The organism is Pseudobutyrivibrio sp. LB2011 (assembly GCF_000701765.1).
Classification (GTDB): domain Bacteria; phylum Bacillota; class Clostridia; order Lachnospirales; family Lachnospiraceae; genus Pseudobutyrivibrio; species Pseudobutyrivibrio ruminis.
Genome location: NZ_JNJS01000002.1, coordinates 294,135 through 313,056, shown reverse-complemented (window position 1 = coordinate 313,056; position 18,922 = coordinate 294,135). Strand labels below are relative to the sequence as shown.

At 39.3% G+C, this 18,922-nt stretch carries 15 protein-coding genes; 1 reads left to right on the top strand and 14 read right to left on the bottom strand.

The features are described from left to right. Positions 1–14: 14 nt before the first annotated feature. The 8 genes from T375_RS04935 to T375_RS04900 all read right to left on the bottom strand — a co-directional run bounded on the left by T375_RS04935 (position 15) and on the right by T375_RS04900 (position 8,593). Entirely contained in the window at positions 15–1,550 is a 1,536-nt protein-coding gene (locus T375_RS04935) for an alanine/glycine:cation symporter family protein (RefSeq protein ID WP_330371736.1), read from the bottom strand. 154 nt (positions 1,551–1,704) lie between these two features. Further along, positions 1,705–1,884, bottom strand: a complete 180-nt coding sequence (locus T375_RS04930; protein WP_044935721.1) for a hypothetical protein — start codon at positions 1,882–1,884, stop codon at positions 1,705–1,707. A 100-nt stretch (positions 1,885–1,984) separates the two neighbouring features. After that, positions 1,985–2,347, bottom strand: a complete 363-nt coding sequence (locus tag T375_RS04925) for a VOC family protein (protein ID WP_044935718.1) — start codon at positions 2,345–2,347, stop codon at positions 1,985–1,987. Positions 2,348–2,374: 27 nt separating this feature from the next. Continuing rightward, entirely contained in the window at positions 2,375–3,664 is a 1,290-nt protein-coding gene (locus tag T375_RS13135; protein ID WP_049960298.1) for a diguanylate cyclase domain-containing protein, read from the bottom strand. Between the two features lie 151 nt (positions 3,665–3,815). After that, a complete protein-coding gene (locus tag T375_RS04915) occupies positions 3,816–4,847 on the bottom strand; it encodes an ABC transporter permease subunit (RefSeq protein WP_044935715.1) in 1,032 nt (343 codons plus the stop codon). Continuing rightward, entirely contained in the window at positions 4,847–5,893 is a 1,047-nt protein-coding gene (locus T375_RS04910; protein WP_044935713.1) for an ABC transporter permease, read from the bottom strand. Before T375_RS04910 ends, T375_RS04915 begins: the two co-directional genes overlap by 1 nt. Next, positions 5,893–7,407, bottom strand: a complete 1,515-nt coding sequence (locus T375_RS04905) for a sugar ABC transporter ATP-binding protein (RefSeq protein WP_044935710.1) — start codon at positions 7,405–7,407, stop codon at positions 5,893–5,895. Before T375_RS04905 ends, T375_RS04910 begins: the two co-directional genes overlap by 1 nt. A gap of 76 nt (positions 7,408–7,483) precedes the next feature. Beyond that, entirely contained in the window at positions 7,484–8,593 is a 1,110-nt protein-coding gene (locus T375_RS04900; protein WP_044935707.1) for an ABC transporter substrate-binding protein, read from the bottom strand. A 347-nt stretch (positions 8,594–8,940) separates the two neighbouring features. Here T375_RS04900 and T375_RS04890 point away from each other — a divergent pair, with 347 nt between their 5' ends. After that, positions 8,941–9,909: a GntR family transcriptional regulator gene (locus T375_RS04890; protein ID WP_044935702.1), complete on the top strand. Its 969-nt coding sequence runs from the start codon at positions 8,941–8,943 to the stop codon at positions 9,907–9,909. On the opposite strand, the gene T375_RS04885 is transcribed toward T375_RS04890, so the two are convergent. The 6 genes from T375_RS04885 to T375_RS04860 all read right to left on the bottom strand — a co-directional run bounded on the left by T375_RS04885 (position 9,906) and on the right by T375_RS04860 (position 18,867). Beyond that, complete coding sequence (locus T375_RS04885; protein ID WP_044935699.1) at positions 9,906–10,925, bottom strand: ABC transporter substrate-binding protein; 1,020 nt, start codon at positions 10,923–10,925, stop codon at positions 9,906–9,908. The genes T375_RS04890 and T375_RS04885 overlap by 4 nt on opposite strands. Then, complete coding sequence (locus tag T375_RS04880) at positions 10,918–12,366, bottom strand: sensor histidine kinase (RefSeq protein WP_044935696.1); 1,449 nt, start codon at positions 12,364–12,366, stop codon at positions 10,918–10,920. Before T375_RS04880 ends, T375_RS04885 begins: the two co-directional genes overlap by 8 nt. Next, on the bottom strand, positions 12,363–13,967 hold the full coding sequence (locus T375_RS04875; RefSeq protein WP_044935693.1) for a response regulator transcription factor: 1,605 nt from the start codon (positions 13,965–13,967) through the stop codon (positions 12,363–12,365). Before T375_RS04875 ends, T375_RS04880 begins: the two co-directional genes overlap by 4 nt. Positions 13,968–13,989: 22 nt before the next feature. Next, a complete protein-coding gene (locus tag T375_RS04870; RefSeq protein ID WP_044935691.1) occupies positions 13,990–14,592 on the bottom strand; it encodes a cytidylate kinase-like family protein in 603 nt (200 codons plus the stop codon). 73 nt (positions 14,593–14,665) lie between these two features. Next, the gene (locus T375_RS04865; protein WP_044935688.1) at positions 14,666–16,015 is read right to left on the bottom strand and encodes an ArsB/NhaD family transporter; all 1,350 of its coding nucleotides are present in this window, start codon (positions 16,013–16,015) and stop codon (positions 14,666–14,668) included. A gap of 110 nt (positions 16,016–16,125) precedes the next feature. After that, positions 16,126–18,867, bottom strand: coding sequence for a glycoside hydrolase family 3 protein (locus tag T375_RS04860; protein WP_044935685.1), 2,742 nt, complete (start codon positions 18,865–18,867; stop codon positions 16,126–16,128). Positions 18,868–18,922 lie beyond the last annotated feature (55 nt).

Here is an 18,922-nt window from a genome sequence, read left to right as displayed (position 1 = left end):
ACATAAAATTTATTCTATTGTTTTGCTTTCTCATCCCAAACCTTTACATCAATGCCAACAACTTCTGATGTAAATGGTGTGCCATCTTCTTTTTCGTAATGTATCTGGGCTTTTTTAACATACTTAAATCCAATGTATAAAAGTGGAATGTTGCAGTATGCAATCAGAATGTTTGCGAAATCTGATAAATCCCAAAGGGCACCTAAGTCCATTCCTACGATTGATGTAAGCATACCAAAGCAGATAACTATTATATCGAGTATACGAATAACATTTATGAATACCTTGCTTCTGCTGATTCTGTTTGCACAGATTTCTGAGAAGGACATGAAGCCTAACAAACATGTGAACGCAAAAAGTCCAAAACAAAGTGAAATAAGTAGGGTTACTACTACATTGAATGCTGTGCCTGGTGTAAGCTCTGCTGCTGAGGCAAGATACTTTGGAAGCTTGCCAAGCTCGAACCATGCTTCACCTGCATCTGTGAGCCATACACGACCCATGATTACAACAAAGCCTGTAAGTGTACAAATAACAATTGTATCAAGGAATACTCCAATTGCCTGAACGCAGCCCTGATCACATGGATGCTTTGCATCTGAAGCAGCTGCTGGCATTGTGATTGTACCCTGACCTGCCTCATTAGACATAAGACCACGCTTTACGCCCTGCATAAGAGCGATTCCAAATGCTCCACCGAAAACTGCTTCTGGCTTGAAAGCCTCTGTAAATACTGCGTAGAAGAACCATGGAATTCTTGTAAAGTTGATGACAATAAGTATTACAACAGTTAACACATAAACAATTGCCATGATTGGAACAAGTACATCAGTAACCTTTGAAATCTTTTTTGTTCCACCAAATGAAACTGAGATAGTCGCAATGATAACGATTACAAAGCCAATCCAATATACAGCATGTGTTGTTGGAAGCTCCTGCCCACTAACAATGCTTGCTATCTGGCCCATTGCAGATACTGTGTTAAATCCCTGTGCTGGGAAGCAAAGCAATGCATAAATAATGTACATAAGTGATAATACAACACCAACTATTGCAGAATTCTTTATAAGTCTGCGTCCATAGAAGGCCATACCACCTACATATTCATCATCTTTTCTCTCTTTGAAAATCTGAGAAAGTGTAGACTCTACAAATGCTGTAGACATTCCAAAGAATGCAGAAATCCACATCCAAAGAAGTGCGCCAGGGCCACCTACTGATACTGCGCCTGTAACGCCAAGGATATTTCCAGGTCCTACTCGCATAGCTGTTGAAAGGAAGAAAGCAGCAAGTGGTGAAATACCAGTCTTTGCCTTGCTAGTCTTTAAAACTTCTATTCCTCTCTTAAACTTTCTAACCTGAATAAACTTTAGTCTGATTGAAAAATAGATTCCTGAACCAATCAAAAGAATAATCGCCAGTGAAAAGTTGCCCAGAATAGGTATGTTTGCATACCATTCAAAATTTGTTGGGAAATCCCAGAATAAATCGGACACTACCTGTATTTTGCCACAGACAGTGGTAATGATATTTAAAATTGTTTCCATCATTTATCCTCCCTATAATTACATAATATCTTTTTTATCTCTCTACAACAATATAAAAATCTTATACCCTCAATTAATAAATAATCTCTTTATTATGTCTTCTATCTATATACACAAAAAGGTCTAGCTTTCGCCAGACCCTGAATTCACCCATATACTATTTACGCTTTGCGAGAACAATTGCCTCATCCTTAAATGCGATTCCCGAGAAATCATGCTTAAAATGAACAACTTCTCTATTAACTGATGGAGTAACAAAAGTTCCATCTACATCTATTACAAGCTCAATATCCTGATCATACTGACTTAACTCTTCAATAAAATCTCTAATTCTCATGCTAACCTTCTTCCTTTCATTACAAATTTCACACTTTTTTCAAAAACTCAGTTAGCTTATCACGGTTTCCAATTAGAGTCAAGTCTATGTATATAATTATCTACATTGGTGTACCAACCTCAATCAAATTGCCATCTAGATCATAGAAACGCACAACCTTTTGTCCCCAGCTATGTGTCATCAGCTCGTTAACATATATAGTATCAGGATACAACTTTTCCAGCTTTTCAATAAAAGCCTCAATATCCCTTTCTTCAAAATATAATTCACAGGAATTATTTCTATGAACTATATCCTTATTAATAAAACTGTTCCATATCTTCTCATCCTGAAGAACCAAGCCTTCTGTCAGAATCATGTTTCCATCATTATCTAGAAGCATATCCAGTCCAAACAAATCATGATAATACTTCTTTGAAGCTTCTATATCTTTTACAACTATGAGTACATTTCTTAGTTTCATAATATCTAGCACCCTTTATTCCATTCACTATTTACATATAATCTGGTTACGGCCTGTTTCCTTGGCTTCATATAGGTTGTCGTCAGCGCGCTTTAATGTTTCATCTGTGGTTTCACCGGGGACAAGAGCGGTAAGTCCAAAACTCATAGTGATTTGGCGATCTGTGTCTGGAATATAAATAGTGCGAACTTCATCCATAATCATGGAAAGCTCTCTTCTGGCGATATCCAGCTCCCGGTTCTCAAAAATGAGAAGGAATTCCTCACCACCCCAACGAGCTGAGAAGCCTTTACCTACCATGCCTGCCTTCAGTTTGTCTGCTACTGATTTAAGAATCACATCACCAATTTCATGGCCATAGGTGTCGTTAACCTTTTTAAAGAAATCAATATCTGAAATACAGACGCAATACTTATTTCCCATTTCTACTGCCTTCACTCTGATTTCTTCCAGCTTCTTATCAGCTGAACGACGATTGTTGAGCTCAGTAAGAGCATCATATTCTACAAGCTTCTTTAGTGAGCCTGCCATCCTCTTACCATCTGTGGCCAAATGCTTTATCTCATCATCTTTTGCTATGAGTTCTCGTGGCATTTCGAAATCAAATTCGCCATTGGCAAGGCGGTTCATATATTTGTCCATTTTGAAAATTCTGCCTGCCAGCTTATTGCCTTCATGAACCATAATGAATCCAAAGAATACTGCCACCACTACACATATAGCAATAATAGGAAGTACATATTTGAAGACCTCTTCTTGAACATCTTCCGCTGAACGACATACAGCAATCATACCAATGACTTCATCTTTTTCATCCTTTAAGACTGTATAGTATGCAAAACTCTTCTTATTATATACGACCACATTATCGTAGAATACACTTTCACCAGTTTTTAAAACTTCATTTTTAACAACTGCTGCAGCCTTTGTACCCATGGCACTATTGCCTTCGTCATCCTTAAGAGTTGTAAGAATTCTTGTATCTTCTATAAAAATAGAAACATCGATATCAAGAAAATCAGACATGGTTGCTATAAGAGTGTCTTCTCCATTGAGCTTTTGTTCGCCCTTATAAATCTCTATTTCCCCTTCTTCGCCTGTTTCTTCTATTCTATAATCGCCAACATAAAAATCATCAAAAACAAAGCCTATCAATTCTGCATCATGAATTAATTCATCCTCAATCTGATTAGTGATTGACGCTCTTACAATACTTACGCTTGTCACAATAATTGCCACAGTAAGCAATACTACAGGAACTAACGTCATAGTAAGCATCTGCTTTTTTAAACTATCTTTAAAATCACTTTTAGCCATGTTTTTCTCCTCTAAAAAACATCATTGTCAAATATATAATACTTCATTTTCAGGGGAAATAATATGAAATAACAGTGAATAAGCATGAAAAAAGCAGGCACAGAACGCACCCGCCTTTTCCATGTTGAAGGATTTTGTTAGAAAAAGAAAGTTACTTATTGCGGCGTGCCTTAACTAAGGCAAATACCGACTGAAGGATTATGAAAATACAAAGGAGTGCTGCCGTTGCTATGTTTGCCCAACTAGAAAGGAGCTTTCCGTTTGTATTAACTAGTACTGTGATTGTACCGTTGATGAGAACACCGAATAGTGATCCGATTACGTTTCCTACACCACCTGTAAGAAGTGTTCCACCGATAACGGCTGATGCAATAGCATCCATTTCAAGACCCTTTGCCTGGTTTACTGAACCTGACATTGTGTTCAAGCAGTAGAGGATACCACCGATTGAACAAAGGAATGATGAAAGAATATGTGAAAGCATTCTTGTCTTTTTAACATTCAAGCCCATCATTGTTGCTGATGTCTGGTTTCCACCAACAGCGTAAAGGTTACGTCCAAACTTTGTGTACTTTAACATCAAGAAGATAATTACAAGTACAACAAGGGCAATAACAACTGTTGGTCTCATGTAAGGAACAACTACCTTACCATGCTTGTTAACCTTTCCAAGGAACTCTGGAAGATTGATTTTTGAATTTGCCCAAGCATAGAATACTGGGTTGTCAGCTTCTGTAATAGAAATCTGACCAGAGCAGATAACTGCTGTCATACCTCTTCCAAAGAACATGCCCGCCATTGTTACAATGAATGGCTGTATCTCTAAATATCCAACTAAGAATCCCTGAACTGCGCCAAATACAAGGCCAATTACAAGAACAAGAATTACCATTGGAACAGCACCCATGTGCCATTCTGTCATGCCATAAACAAGTAACATACAGTCCATGGCGATAACTGAACCAACTGAAATATCAATTCCGCCTGTCAACATAACACATGTCATTCCACAGGTTACGCAGATAAGACCAGCATTGTTGATAAGGATATTTAGGAATGTCTGTAAGTTTCCAAAACCTTTATCCTGATAAATCAGGCAGCCTACGATATACATAAATATGAAGAGGCCGATTGTGATAAATATTAAAACTGTATTTGGATCTAATTTTCTTCTCGTCTTCATTATGCTGCCTCCTTTATGTGAGCCTTCTGGGCCTTTCTTGCTGCCATGTAGGCTTTGAATGCAGGAGCCTGCACTACTACGATTATGATAACGATGATAGCCTTAAACACTGGAGCCTTATCTGTTGAAACACCCATAGCAAGAAGTGTTGTTGTAATTGCCTGGATTGTGTAAGCACCAATGATTGAGCCAGCAAGGTTGAATTTACCACCACCAAGTGAGTTGCCACCAAGTGCTACTGCAAGGATGGCATCCAATTCGTAGTTAAGACCAATGTTGTTCGAATCTGCTGAGTAGATTCTTGATGAAGCTACAATACCTGCGATACCAGCACAGATACCACAAACAAGGTAGCAGATAAAGCAAATTACATCTGAGTTGATACCAGAAATTCTAGCTGCTCTGCTGTTGATACCAACTGACTGGATATAAAGTCCAAGTGCCGTTTTCTTTAAAAGAATAGTTACTATTATGATTACTAATGCTGCCACAAATACTGGTGTAGGTATTGGGCATCCCGGAAGGAAATTACCTAAATATTTGTATGGCTCATATCGTATATACGTAATCTGGTTGTTGCAAAGTAACAAACCGATTGCTCGTGCCGCCGTAAATAAAATCAAGGTTGCGACCATTGGTTGTATCTTTAACTTTGATACCAAAGCACCGTTCATTGCACCGCAGACACCACCCATAAGTACACCGAAAAGCATTCCGATTCCCATTGGAACCATCAGCTCGTTTACTGAGTTGTTGCCGTAGCCTGCAAGTAACATACAGCAGCTACATGCTGATAATGACATTACTGAACCAACGGAAATATCAGTACCTGCTGAAACTGCAACTACAAGTGTCTGTCCTACTGCAAGGATTGCGATTTCTGAACCACGGTTCAAAATATCGATTAAACGTCCAAACAAAACACCATCCTGTATCTTGATTGAAAAGAATGCAGGGCTCTTAATCAAGTTGATAAGCAAAACCAAAATCATACAGAAGATTGGTAGGAATAGTGGTTGTTTTGTTAATTTCTTAAAGTTTTCCATTATTCTGCACCTCCTGCTATGGCTGCCATGACTGTTTCTTGGTTAAGATTTTCAGTAATTTCTCCAACCTGGGCGCCATCGCGCATTACGTACATTCTTGAGCATGTACGAAGCATTTCTTCAATTTCAGAGGAAATAAATACAATGCTCATTCCCTCTTCTTCCGCAAATTTCAAAGCCAACTTCTGGAACTCTGTCTTTGTTCCAATATCAATACCTCTGGTTGGCTCATCCAAAATTAAGAAATCAGGATGTGTGCATAACCATCTTGCAAGGATAACCTTTTGTTGATTACCACCTGACAATTGATTAATAGGAGTTTCACGAGATGCTGTCTTGATTTGAAGCATGTCGATAAACTTGTCTGCAAGTTCATTTTGTTTTGAAACAGGAATCTTTTTGAACATTCCGTTTCTAGCCTGAAGGGCAAGAATTATATTCTCCCTTACTGAAAGGTCGCCTATACAGCCGTCAGCCTTTCTATCATCTGGCAAATATCCCATGCCTGCTTTGATAGCATCAAGAGGTTCTTTTACATTAAGATTTTTGCCTTTCATTTTCAGAGTACCAGTTTGAGCTTTATCAGCACCGTAGATGCAACGAACCATTTCTGAACGACCAGATCCCAAAAGTCCTGTAACACCAACAACCTCACCTTTCTTAATTTCAAAATCAAATGGTTTGATTGTTCCCTTATGGCTAAGGCCTTTGGCTTCCACAACAACTTCATAAGATGTGTGTTCTGCCCCTTCCTTTTTGATAGATGCCAAATCATCAAAATCCTTACCAAGCATTGCCGCTACAAGCTTGACACGTGGCATCTCCTCAACTGTGTACTCTCCTGCAAACTCGCCATTTCTGAGAACAGTGATAGTATCGCATACCTCATATACCTGCTCCAAGAAATGAGTTACAAATATTATTCCAACTCCCTTTGCTTTCAAGTCACGCATTACCTTAAAGAGCTTTTCTACTTCGTTATCATCAAGTGATGATGTTGGCTCATCAAGGATTAGAACCTTACAGTCCATATCTACAGCTCTTGCAATAGCTATCATCTGCTGGATTGCAAGAGAATAATTTTCAAGAGCAATAGTTACATCAATATTAATTTCCAAACCATCCATTATTTCCTTGGCTCTCTTATTCATTGTTCGCCAATCGATGGTTCCTATTTTTGTTTTTGGCTCACGGCCGATAAATAAGTTTTCTGCAACAGTGAGGTTTGGACAGAGGTTTACTTCTTGATAAACTGTTGCAATGCCCTTTTCCTGGGCTTCTAATGTTGAATGATTAATTACAGGTCCATCAACTCCAGCAACGTGGATTTCACCTGCGTCAAGAGAATATACACCAGTCAACACCTTAATCAGTGTTGATTTTCCCGCACCATTTTCTCCCATCAGTGCATGTATTTCACCCTTTCTCAGGGTAAATTGAGCATGATCCAAAGCTTTAACTCCGGGAAAGGACTTAGAGATATCTCGCATTGTGATCAACAAATTTTCATCCATAATTCTTCAACCTTTCCTTTTTAAATAAAGGGGAAGGAATTGCCCTTCCCCTATTTGCATTACATGTTAATACGATTTAGTAGCTTGCCTGTGATGCTGCGTCTGTTACAACTACAAGATCTTCTGTAACCTCTTCACCTGCATTGTTTGTGTATGTGATGCTTGAAAGGATATCCTCAGCAACGTACCATGGCTCTGTCATGAATGTCTGCTTTGCAACTGTTGCACCAGACTCAAGCTGCTGAACGATGTCTGCACAATACTCACCCTGAAGTGGGTAGCACATGAAGTCTGCATTGATATCGCCTGACTCTACATACTCAAGACCTGCCTTGCAAGCGTCGAAAGAAATAAGGATAACGTCTTTGTCTACACCATAAGAAACACCAGCTGCCTTCATAGCATCCATAGCACCAAATGCTTCGTTATCGTTCTGGCAAACAACAACGTTGAACTTGCCTTCATAAGACTTGCAGTATGATTCCATAACCTGCTGTCCACCATCCTGTGTGAAGTCACCATCCTGTGAATCAAGGATTGTCCAACCTTCAGCATCAGCGATCTTCTTGAATCCATCTGTACGTCCGATCTGAGCAGATGAACCATTAGAACCTTCGATTACAAGGATGTTGAGGTCTGAAATGCCCTTAGCCTCAGCGTAATCCTTTAACCATGTACCAGCTGCAAGACCTTCGTTCATGAATTCTGAACCAACCCATGAAACATACTTGTCTGAATCATCAATTGTTCTATCGATAACGATTACTGGAATACCAGCATCCTCACACTCTGTAAGAACTGTGTCCCAACCTGTTGAAACGATAGGATCGATTACGATGTAATCAACATCATCCTGGATGAACTGACGAACTGCTTCGATCTGTGTTGCTGAGTCATTATCGCAATCAACGAACTGGAGGTCATATCCATTCTCCTCTGAGAATGCAGCCTGTACTGAGTTTGTTGAAGCTGTACGCCAATCTGACTCATGACCAACCTGTGCGAATCCAACTGTGATTAAATCACCGCTTGCTGCTGCATCATCACTTCCAGCATCCTCTGTTGTCTCAGCTGCAGCTGTGTCAGATGATGTATCTGTTGAAGCTGTGTCTGATGCGCCACCACAAGCTACCATTGATGCAGCCATAAGGCTTACGAGCATTCCTGCTACTATTCTTTTTTTCATAAGGTTTTTCTCCTTCCTTCTCCTTACCAGGCCCCTTATTCCTGGTTGTTTTTTATTTTCTATAATTAATTTAGCAAAGGCTAAAAAATGCAACAATAAAATCACCCTAATTTCAAGGCTTTCTAAGAATGCGATAGTACCAATATTCTTCTTTTTGATATTTCCCATACCAATTCACAAACATTTCCCCTATATTCGTTTTCACCGTGAAATTTTTTTGAAAGAAATGTGGAAAATTTATGATTGGTATGTTTTCACTATTGATAAATTTCATACCAATTTTCATTGACATATGTTAGAATTTTTATAGATAACGTGGAAACTCTTATGATTAAAGGTGAAATTTTATGATTCCAAAATATATTTCATTAAAAAATAAATTAAACACTGACATACTGGAAAATAAATACCCTATCGGCTCAAAGCTTCCTACTGAGGTAGAATTAGCAAAAGAATACAAGGTTAGTCGTTCCACAGTAAGGCAAGCTTTGGATTTGCTTGTGGAGCAGGGTATCATCGATAAACATTGGGGTAGCGGAAATACGGTAATTGCCAAAAGTGATAATTCAAAAAGTAAAACTGTAATGGTGCTGTTACCAAACAATAAGGATGCGGTTTTCACTGATGTTTTTTCTGATATCAGTTCTATGCTTATGAAAAATGGTTTTGAAGTGGAGTTCCATAGCACCCAAAACAGCTATCAGCTGGAACGTCAGTACCTGCAACTACTTATGAACGATATTTATGCAGGGCTGATTATTATGATGGCTCGTTCTAATTTTCCATCCACAAATGCCGATTTGCTTCAGCTTCAATGCAAACGCCAGCTTCCTATTGTTTTTATAGATAATGCACCTTCAACTATCTATAATCCTGTAATTATCTCTGTAGATAATTACGGTAGAGGCTACCAGATGGCTCGTCACCTTATTAATCGTGGTCATAAAAAGCTTGGCGGTATTTTTATTAATGACAATTATTCTTCCATCCAAGCATTTTCTGGTTTCACTGATGCTGTCCGCGACGCCAATCTTGAAATAATGGATAACAGTTTTCATTTTTGTAACTACCACGATCCACAGGGTGTCAACTCACGAACCACTGCTGGCATCAATCGTTTTTTGAAATATGCCTATGATACAGTATCAGCTGTTTATGTGGACGATCCTAACATCACCGGCGATGGCACATTTCCAATTTTTACATCTAGCCTGACCCCATCCAAATCATTGGGTAAGGAATGTGCTAATGCAATCATGGAAATAAAAAAGAATGGTAACAGCAAATCTGTCACCATTCCATTTAAGGCTAATTAATATTTTCTATTTTGGATGTAGTCCTCTGTCAATTCATCAGGTGTAAAGGTATTCTCATCAACATAAGTTATTTTAGGAACCGTCTTGCCCTGATTTAGCATATTAACTATGTTGTACAAATATGGCCCCTGCAGAGGATTACATTCCACTACAAAATTTATCTGACCATTCATGCAAAGCTCCAATGCATTTCTCGTGGCATCAAATGAAACCACAGTAATTTTGCTTCCCAAGCCATACTTGATACCAGCTTCATTTAGCGCTGCTATTGCACCCATTGCCTCTTCATCGTTTTCGCAATAAAGCACATCAATATCACTTGGATTTACTTCCTCCAATGTGTTCTCCATTATCTCTCTGGCTTTAGCTTTGGTAAACTCACCACAATCTTCCGCAACGATGTTCCAGTTGTCGTGTTCTTCTATAGCTTTTTCCAAAGCCTTGGACCTACCTAGCTGGGCCGATGATTCCAGTGTGCCTTGAATGTGGACTATATTTAAATCCTCAGTCACCCCATCACCATCAGAATCATACAACTTTTCCAAATATGCTACTGCAGCTTCTCCCTGCGATTTAAAATCTGAGCCAACGAATGCTGTATATAAAGCTTCATTTGATACATTTACATTTCTATCGCAGATAATTACAGGAATGCCTGCCTGCTTGGCCTCTGATAAAACAGTGTCCCATCCTGTTTCCACTATAGGACTAAGAATGATGTAATCCACGCCTTGCTGGATAAAAGTACGAATATCGCGAATCTGATTATCCTGCTTTGACTGGCCATCCTTATAAATCAGCTTGTAGCCCTTCGCCTCTGAAAAAGATTCTTTGACTGAATCAGTAAGCGCCACTCTCCATGCTGATTCTGCACCTGGCTGAGAAAAGCCCACCACTATTAAGTCCGAGCTTTCATCCTCTGCCTCCTCAGTCTTTTTTGAGGCTCCGCAGCTGATAAAAGTTGCCAGGACTATACAAGCCAATATAAAGCTTAAAACCCTCTTTTTCCTAAACATTGATTATCCCCTTCTCATCATGCTTCTGTTTTGGAATGACTACAGTGATTGTGGTTCCAACTCCCTCTGTGCTGGAAATTGTAAGACCATATTCCTCACCAAACAAAAGCTGCACTCGCTCATGAACTGTGCGCAGACCAAATCCTATCTTTTCCCCATTTACGATTGCGGCCCTCATCTCCTGCAATCGTTCTTCCGTCATGCCCGCACCATTGTCCTTTACTACAAGCTCAATTCTGTCATCCAAATCCACCGCTTCAACTTTTATTGAGCCCTTCTCGCGCTGAAGCTTTATTCCATGATAAATACTGTTTTCAACAAGTGGCTGAAGCGTAAGCTTTGGTACTGAATACCCATAAAGACTTTCAGGTATATTTACCTGATAATCCATTCTATCCTGATATCTGGTTTTCTGAATTGCCAAATAGCTGAGGACATGCTTTTCTTCCTCTTGAAGAGAGATGATATCCTTTCCTCGGCTTAAGCAAAAACGGAAGAAATCAGAAAGATCACTAACCATCTTTATACTCTCTTCTTTTTTATCAGCCTCGATTAACCAGATGATTGTATCCAAAGTATTATACAAAAAATGAGGATTAATCTGAGCTTGCAAAAGTTCAAGCTCTGCATGTCGCTTTCTTCGCTCAGCCCTCTTATTTTCCTGAATAAGAGTATTTAGCTTTCCAACCATCTCCTCAAAACCATCTGACAGAGTTTGTATTTCTGCCTGGGCTGCGTCAACAGGAGTCTTTGGTTCGAAATCCCCTTTTGTAATATCGTTCACACGACCTGCCAGCTTTGTGAGAGGTGAAGTGATAGCTTCTGTAATCTTTGCAACATAAAAGATAATCAGAAACACCACTATTACAAACACCGCAACTGTTCCTATAAGAATGTACTCAACCTGTGTGGTAATCTCTTCCTGAAGCTCACTAAGATGAACTGATTCATAATATAAATAATCGTACATGTATGTCTGAATCAAATCTGTCAGAATGTAGATATTGTTTTCCAGCTGAGTCATTCCCTCATCATAAGTCTCAGCATTATCCACCTCTTCCATTCTGGTTTCCAAGGTTATGCACAAATCTCGCACCGACTCTATGGAATCAATACTATCTTTTTCTGTGGTTTGCTCTAAAAGACGCTCCGCAAGCTCCCTGGCTTTTTCAACCTCTTCTGTTGGCTTTCCATCTGCATAAGCACTATCACTAACGTAGTAGAACATTTTTAAATCTACATCACTTTTGAAATCCTGGTTGAATGCAGATGCAGCTGTAACATTATGAAGAATTGTTCTATATTGAAAAGCATTCCAACATAAGAGACCTATGAGTACCGCAATTACGATACTCATAGGTACAAAAATAACCACTATTAACCTTCTAAGCATAACGCTCATAGAAGGCTTTTGCTTTTTGTTTGTTACTTCAGCACTCATACTCCCTGCCCTTTCGCTCTGAATTCCTTAGGGCTAATTCCATAAGTTTTCTTGAAAATATAACTAAAGTAATGTGGGTCCTTATAGCCCACCTTTTCTGCAACTGCAGAGGTCTTCTCCTTTGTATTTAAAAGCAATTCCTTGGCATGCTCCATGCGCTTTGATGTAATATATTCAACAAAGGTAGTTTTATTTTCTCTTGAGAACATTGCAGACAAATAGCTAGGAGAAATATTTATTTCTTTCGCCACCTCATTAAGGCTCAAGCTTGAATCACAGTAATGCTCGTTTACATAATTAATTGCCGCAGAAAGCTGTGACTTTGACTGGTTGCCTACCAAATCCTTTCTCTTTGCAATAGCCGCTCTAAACATATCTGAAACAACATTCAATACTGAGTCACTTGTAACCTTTTCCAAGTTTCCTCTTGTGCTTGAATCCAAAACATTATCTGAATCAACACCAAGTTTTTTCAGATAATCACAAACGCACATGTACATAGTCATAGCAAAATATTTACAGAATATGCTAGAACTCAATGCACTTTTCGTCTGCTGATTTACAATGTTATCAAGGAAATCATCTATCTCAGATTCGCCGGCGTTTTCAAGGAAAAGCATGACAAGTCGCTGGTCGATTGTGTTTGCACTATCCTCGCCAAATGAGCGCATAGACTCTACATCCTGCTCTGTGAAGATATGACCATCCGGATTAATAAATCGACAGCTAAGTCGTTTGTTTGCTTGCTGACAGGCTTTTGCAAACTCCGACAGTCTAGTTATCACACCACTTTGTGCCAAATACCAATGTATTTCGTCATCATAGACCATACATCTACGATTGATATTTTCTATTAAATTAGTTGTATTACTTTCGATTGTGGATTCATCGCCCTTAACAATAATCGCATAGGTATCCATATTCCAATGGAACACAATGTATTCTGGGCAGCATTTTAGATACTGCATCAGCTGTTCTGACAAACGAGCCATGTGCTTTGAATACACTGGTGCTGTATGCATTCCTGTCATTGGGGTAAAATCCAAAAGAACAAGGTTGTAATGAGTAGTGTCCAACGAAAGACCAAGCTCCTCAGACTTCTCATAAACCTCAGATACGGACATAGTTCCACTAACCAATTGATTAAAAAATCTTACTCTGGCGAACTGTTCGTATTCCTGACTTTCCGCTTTGAATTGATCTAGATATTTGTCTCGCTCATTTTCTTTATCAAGCTTACTTTTGGCATCGTTCATAACATCCCCAAGCTTATCCTTTGTGATAGGCTTTAAAAGATAATTATCTACGCCAATGCTGATTGCTTCCTGGGCATAAGAAAAATCATCGAAACCACTGATGATAATGATTCTTGTATTAGGAAGTTCCTTTTTGATCATTTTGGACAGAGAGATTCCGTCCATGAAAGGCATCCTGATGTCTGTGATTAAAACATCAGGCTTTGTCTGTCTAATAAGAGGCAACGCCACCTCCCCATCGGCGGCATCACCAACATATGCAAAGCCATATTGCTCCCATGGGAAGCTGGCCTTTAATCCGTCTCGAATGACAATCTCATCCTCAACTAAAAAAACACTATACATTATTCCCCATATCCCCTAAACTTTACTGCTCTGCTTTGTTCTTTAAATACTCTGAAATCATTGCGTACAAGGCGTCCGCTGTTGCCTCTACACCCATAAGCGAGCTATTCACGCAGAAGTCATATCCTCTACTGTCGCCCCATTTCATTTTTGAATAGTAGTTGTGATATGCCTTACGTTTTTTATCATGTCTGAACATCTTTGCTTTGGCTTCAAGTTTGTTGAGTTTATACAAACGACAGATACGTTCTGTCTTTGCCTCCTCTTCACCTCTAACGAAAATAGAAATTAGCCCAGGAAAATCTCTCAATACATTTTCTGAACAACGTCCGACTACAACAAAGCTTTCTCCGCTTTCTGCCTTGTTTCTGATGAAGTCGAACTGAAGCTGTGCGATTTGATCCTGCACACTTGAAGAATGTCCCCTAACTGTCCTGGTTAATCCCTGACGCTTGGTTTCTTCGTGCTTGTGAAGCTCCTCAGCATCTATACCATTTCTTTCCGCCATTTGATCAAGCATGTTGCGGTCGTAAAGTGGTACATTAAACTTTTCCGCCAATCTGGAAGCAATTTCGTGTCCACCGCTTCCGTACTCTCTACCTACTGAAATAATAAACTGCCCCATAAGTTTCCTCCTGCAGTATTGATTTATACTTATATTCTAATTGATTCAAGCAAAGAAGTCGAGTTTATAAGCTTTAGAAATATCTTACAAAAATGCTGATCATGGATACTGCTAGAACGATGATTGTTCCTGGAACTAGCTCCTTACAGTATGTAGCCCAGCTGATAGGATAACCTTCCTTACCTGCTGTAGATATACCAACAACATTTGCGCTGGCACCGATTGGTGTCATGCTTCCACCGATATCTGTTCCGATTGCAAGTGTCCATGCCATTGTAGACAAATCAACACCTGTTGTAGCAGCCAATGTACGGATAACTGGAATCATTGTTGCTGAGAATGGAATGTTGTCGATGAATGCTGATGCAAAAGCACTTACCCAAAGGATAATTGCAATCATGAGGTAAGCATTTCCACCTGATACCTTTGCAATAAATTCTGCTATGACAACAAGTACACCAGTCTCCTCAAGACCACCTACTACAATAAACAATCCAATGAAGAATAATAATGTGTGGTAGTCAACTCTCTTAAGAAGAGTCCATGCCTTGCGTCCTGAAGTTGCAAGTGTGATGATTGCAATAAATGTACCGATGAATGCTACTGTAAGTCCTGTTGTAGCATGTGTTACAAGCAATACAACTGCTGTTGCAAAAATGATTGTGCTTGTTAAGAACTCTTTCATGTTATCGATTTTAATTTCAACATCGATAGTTGCTGGATCAACTTTGTCTGCTGGATCCTGTAATCTATTTCTCATTGTGAAATAGAAATAGAGAATGATGATAACAAGTGAAACTGCACCAATTGCACCTGTGTTCATTAAGAAATCTGAGAATGATAATCCCAATGATGTACCAATGATAATGTTTGGTGGATCTCCACACATAGTGGCACTTCCGCCTAGGTTGGCACAAAAGATTTCTGCCATGATAACTGGAATTGGGTTGAACCTAAGTGTTCTCGCCAATCTGATAGTAACTGCTGCAAGGAACAAAATTACTGTAATTGAATCGATAAACATTGCAAGTACAGATGAAAGAATCATAAATGCAACGAATATTCTAACTGGCTCAAAGTGAGCAAGCTTTGCAATCTTGAGACAAAGCCAATCAAAGAATCCTGCTTCAGCCATTCCTTCAACCATGATCATCATTCCCCAAAGGAAAATGATTGTAGCCCAGTTGACGCCTGATGTCTGCTCTGCAGATTCTCCTGCTTCATACCAAAAAGATGGTTTGAAAATACCTCCTATCGCCAGAGTGTTAACAAATGCTTCTACGCTTCTCATTCCAACACCGAAAACAAAAATGCTGGTCAAGGCTCCGCAGCCAAGAGTAACGTAATGCTTAGGAAATCTATCCCAAACAATAAGCACAAACATAGAAATAAAAATTACTATAGCTAGTATTTCTGCTAACATATAATACTCCCTTTCTTTAATTAAAATAAATAAAACTCGTGGACAATATATAATTGTCCACGACGCTTTTTATTTTATATTAGGCTGTATTTTTTTTAAAGTAAAAAATGCTAATTTATAGCGTTTTCCATCAACTTTTTCATTGATGCTGAATTCTTTATAGTACCCAAAATATTAATAACGGCCTGTTGTAATTCTCCAAGTGCAAGATATGCACCTCTATCAATACCTTTATAGGTAATCAGTCTACTTCCGTCATCCTGTGTTTTGACTGTACATAACCCCTGATTTTCAAGCTCCAACACTTTATCGCTTACCTGAACATCCGCAGCTACTACTGTAGAGACCTGCACATCGCCATTCTTATCCAAAAGGAACGAACCCCACTTTTCATATGTAATCATTGGCTCATTGTAAACGTAGTTCTTGTTTACAACAGCTACATATCCATCTGGCTCAAATGTAGGGGCTGTTTTAATCATCGCCTCAAGAATATGATCTGGGTCGAAGCCTGGCATAATCAAATCGCAGCCTGCATGTAAATCATAAGCTTTTTCTGACTTGGAAGCCCAATCGGAAAGCACCATGCCTGTTGAACCCCAGTCGCTTTTAATAATATCTGTATTCAAGCCTCTCTGAGAGGACGAATAATATCCGTTAATCTTGTTTCCAGAGTTTAACAGACCTGCTGGTGCAGCCACCATTTGACATGCAGAGAAAGGTCTAAGATATAGCTCGCCAAATGCCTGTCTAGATACATTAATATTTACATCAGATGTACCACTTTCCTGATTGTAAGTGGCCACATTCTTCATTATCACATCTCGACCTTCATAGCGCTTGACGCCAATAACAAATCCCGATCCAAGAATTCCTGCAAGCGAAGGGTCCTCAGAATAAAATTCATAGGCTCTATTTCTCATAGGATTTCTATGAATGTTAAGAGCTGGAGCTATACAGTAATCTATGCCATAGTATTCCATCTCTCTTCCATACACTCGACCCATACGAACCATTGCAGACATATCCCAGGTCTGGGCCATATTCATAGGCGAAGGAAAACATGTGCATGCCACCCCTTCGATTCTAAGTCCCGATGGACCATCAGCAAATGTTACCCCTGGAATGCCAAGTGTAGTTGCAAACTGTGATGTGGTTCTTGCGGATATTCCAAGCTTATTCTTTTCATGAATAATATCAAAATTGAGGCGATTCTCGCTTTCTACTTTTGACTCGCCACATTCGCCAGCCACTATGCGGGCTAATACTTCCGGTGATAATGAAGAAACAAATTCCTCCATCGATACTTTATTTTTAATAACATCAAACAATGTTGTTGAGCCACACGGTTTGATATACTCCAGATTCTCATGAACCCTAGTAGGCATGCTATATGAATTCTCATTTACATAAGAAACATACTTGCTACCTTCTGTAAGATAGGTTGTAACATCCTGTTTTACCGGAACATATTTATTCTCTGAATTGTAATCGTCCCCTGATAATGAAGCTACCTTTATATAGCCTGTATCTTCCTCTGCTCTAGGAGATGGTGATAGGAATTTCAATTCCTTTGTAGGTTCCATAACATTTGTAACTCTTTTGATAATAGTCATTCTATCAAGAACAACCTTAGCACAAAGCTTTGTATCTCTTGAATTTGAACCTAGTCTAAAGAGATAGTCACCCTTTTCCATTACCCATGCAGTGCTTTCCTCGTCAAATGAGCACAATGCCATTATTGGAATCTTTATTGTCATCTCCTCTGATTCACCTGGCTTAAGCTTTCCAGTCTTACCGAATCCTGCCAAAATCTGATACGGCTTTTCAATATTTCCCTGAGGCTGGCTGCAATACAATTGAACAACCTGTCGGCCGGCGCAGTCACCAGTGTTGGTAACCTTCACTCGCATCACAACAGCCATCCAGCTTGCTTCCAAATATTCCAATTCCATGTCAAAGGATGTGTAGCTTAGACCAAAGCCAAAAGGAAATAGAGGCGTCACATCAAATGCATCAAAATAACGGTATCCCACAAAGATACCTTCTTTATAATCGATTTCATTTGATTTTACCGATTTGTTTAAAACTGATGGGCTATAGCAAGTCGAATAATCCTTGTACTTTTTAGCCCAGGTTGCAGTAAGGCGACCACTTGGATTTACTGCGCCCGTCAATACATCAGCTAATGAGTTGCCTGCTTCCATGCCAGGCACACCCATATAAATAATCGCCTTAATGCTTTTCATCCTTGCAACAGATGAAAGCTCCAGCATTCCGGAATTAATAACTAAAATTACATTTTTGAAAGAGCTGGCAATCAATCCGATATTGCTAAGCTCCGTTTCTGTGAGTTGGTATTGATTCTCTCCACCTTCCTCACCTTCACTTATAATTCCGTGTCGTACTACATATATACATGTATCAGTACCTAAAATTGCTTCTGCCATATCTGCAACAGAAATAGGTACTTCAGGAGTACGGCAGCGCTTCCCCTCGAAGGCCAATCCCTTCTTCGCTACCTGCTTCTCCTTTTTCTCGTTAAGCTTTACCGCCTTTTCCATTTTACTCAGCCAGCTATCGGTAGTTAACGTAAATCCGTTATTAAGCAAACCTTCTTTAACGTTTACAGTGGAATCCGTAAATACGTAGTTGAAGTATAGACCACAAATAACTGTGTCTACTGCACCTGCTCCAAACAGCGCAACATTCCCCTTATTCATTGGCAAAATTCCACTGTTTTTAAGCAACACCATACCGTCTGCGCCTAATCCACGAACTACATCTCTGTGTTCAGGAAACTGCATTTTGCTGGTTTTAGAAAACACTCCCCTTAAACGTTTGATGTCCATAATGTAATACTCCCAAAATCAACAATTTTTCCCTTATTATCCCCACAAAAAGCTT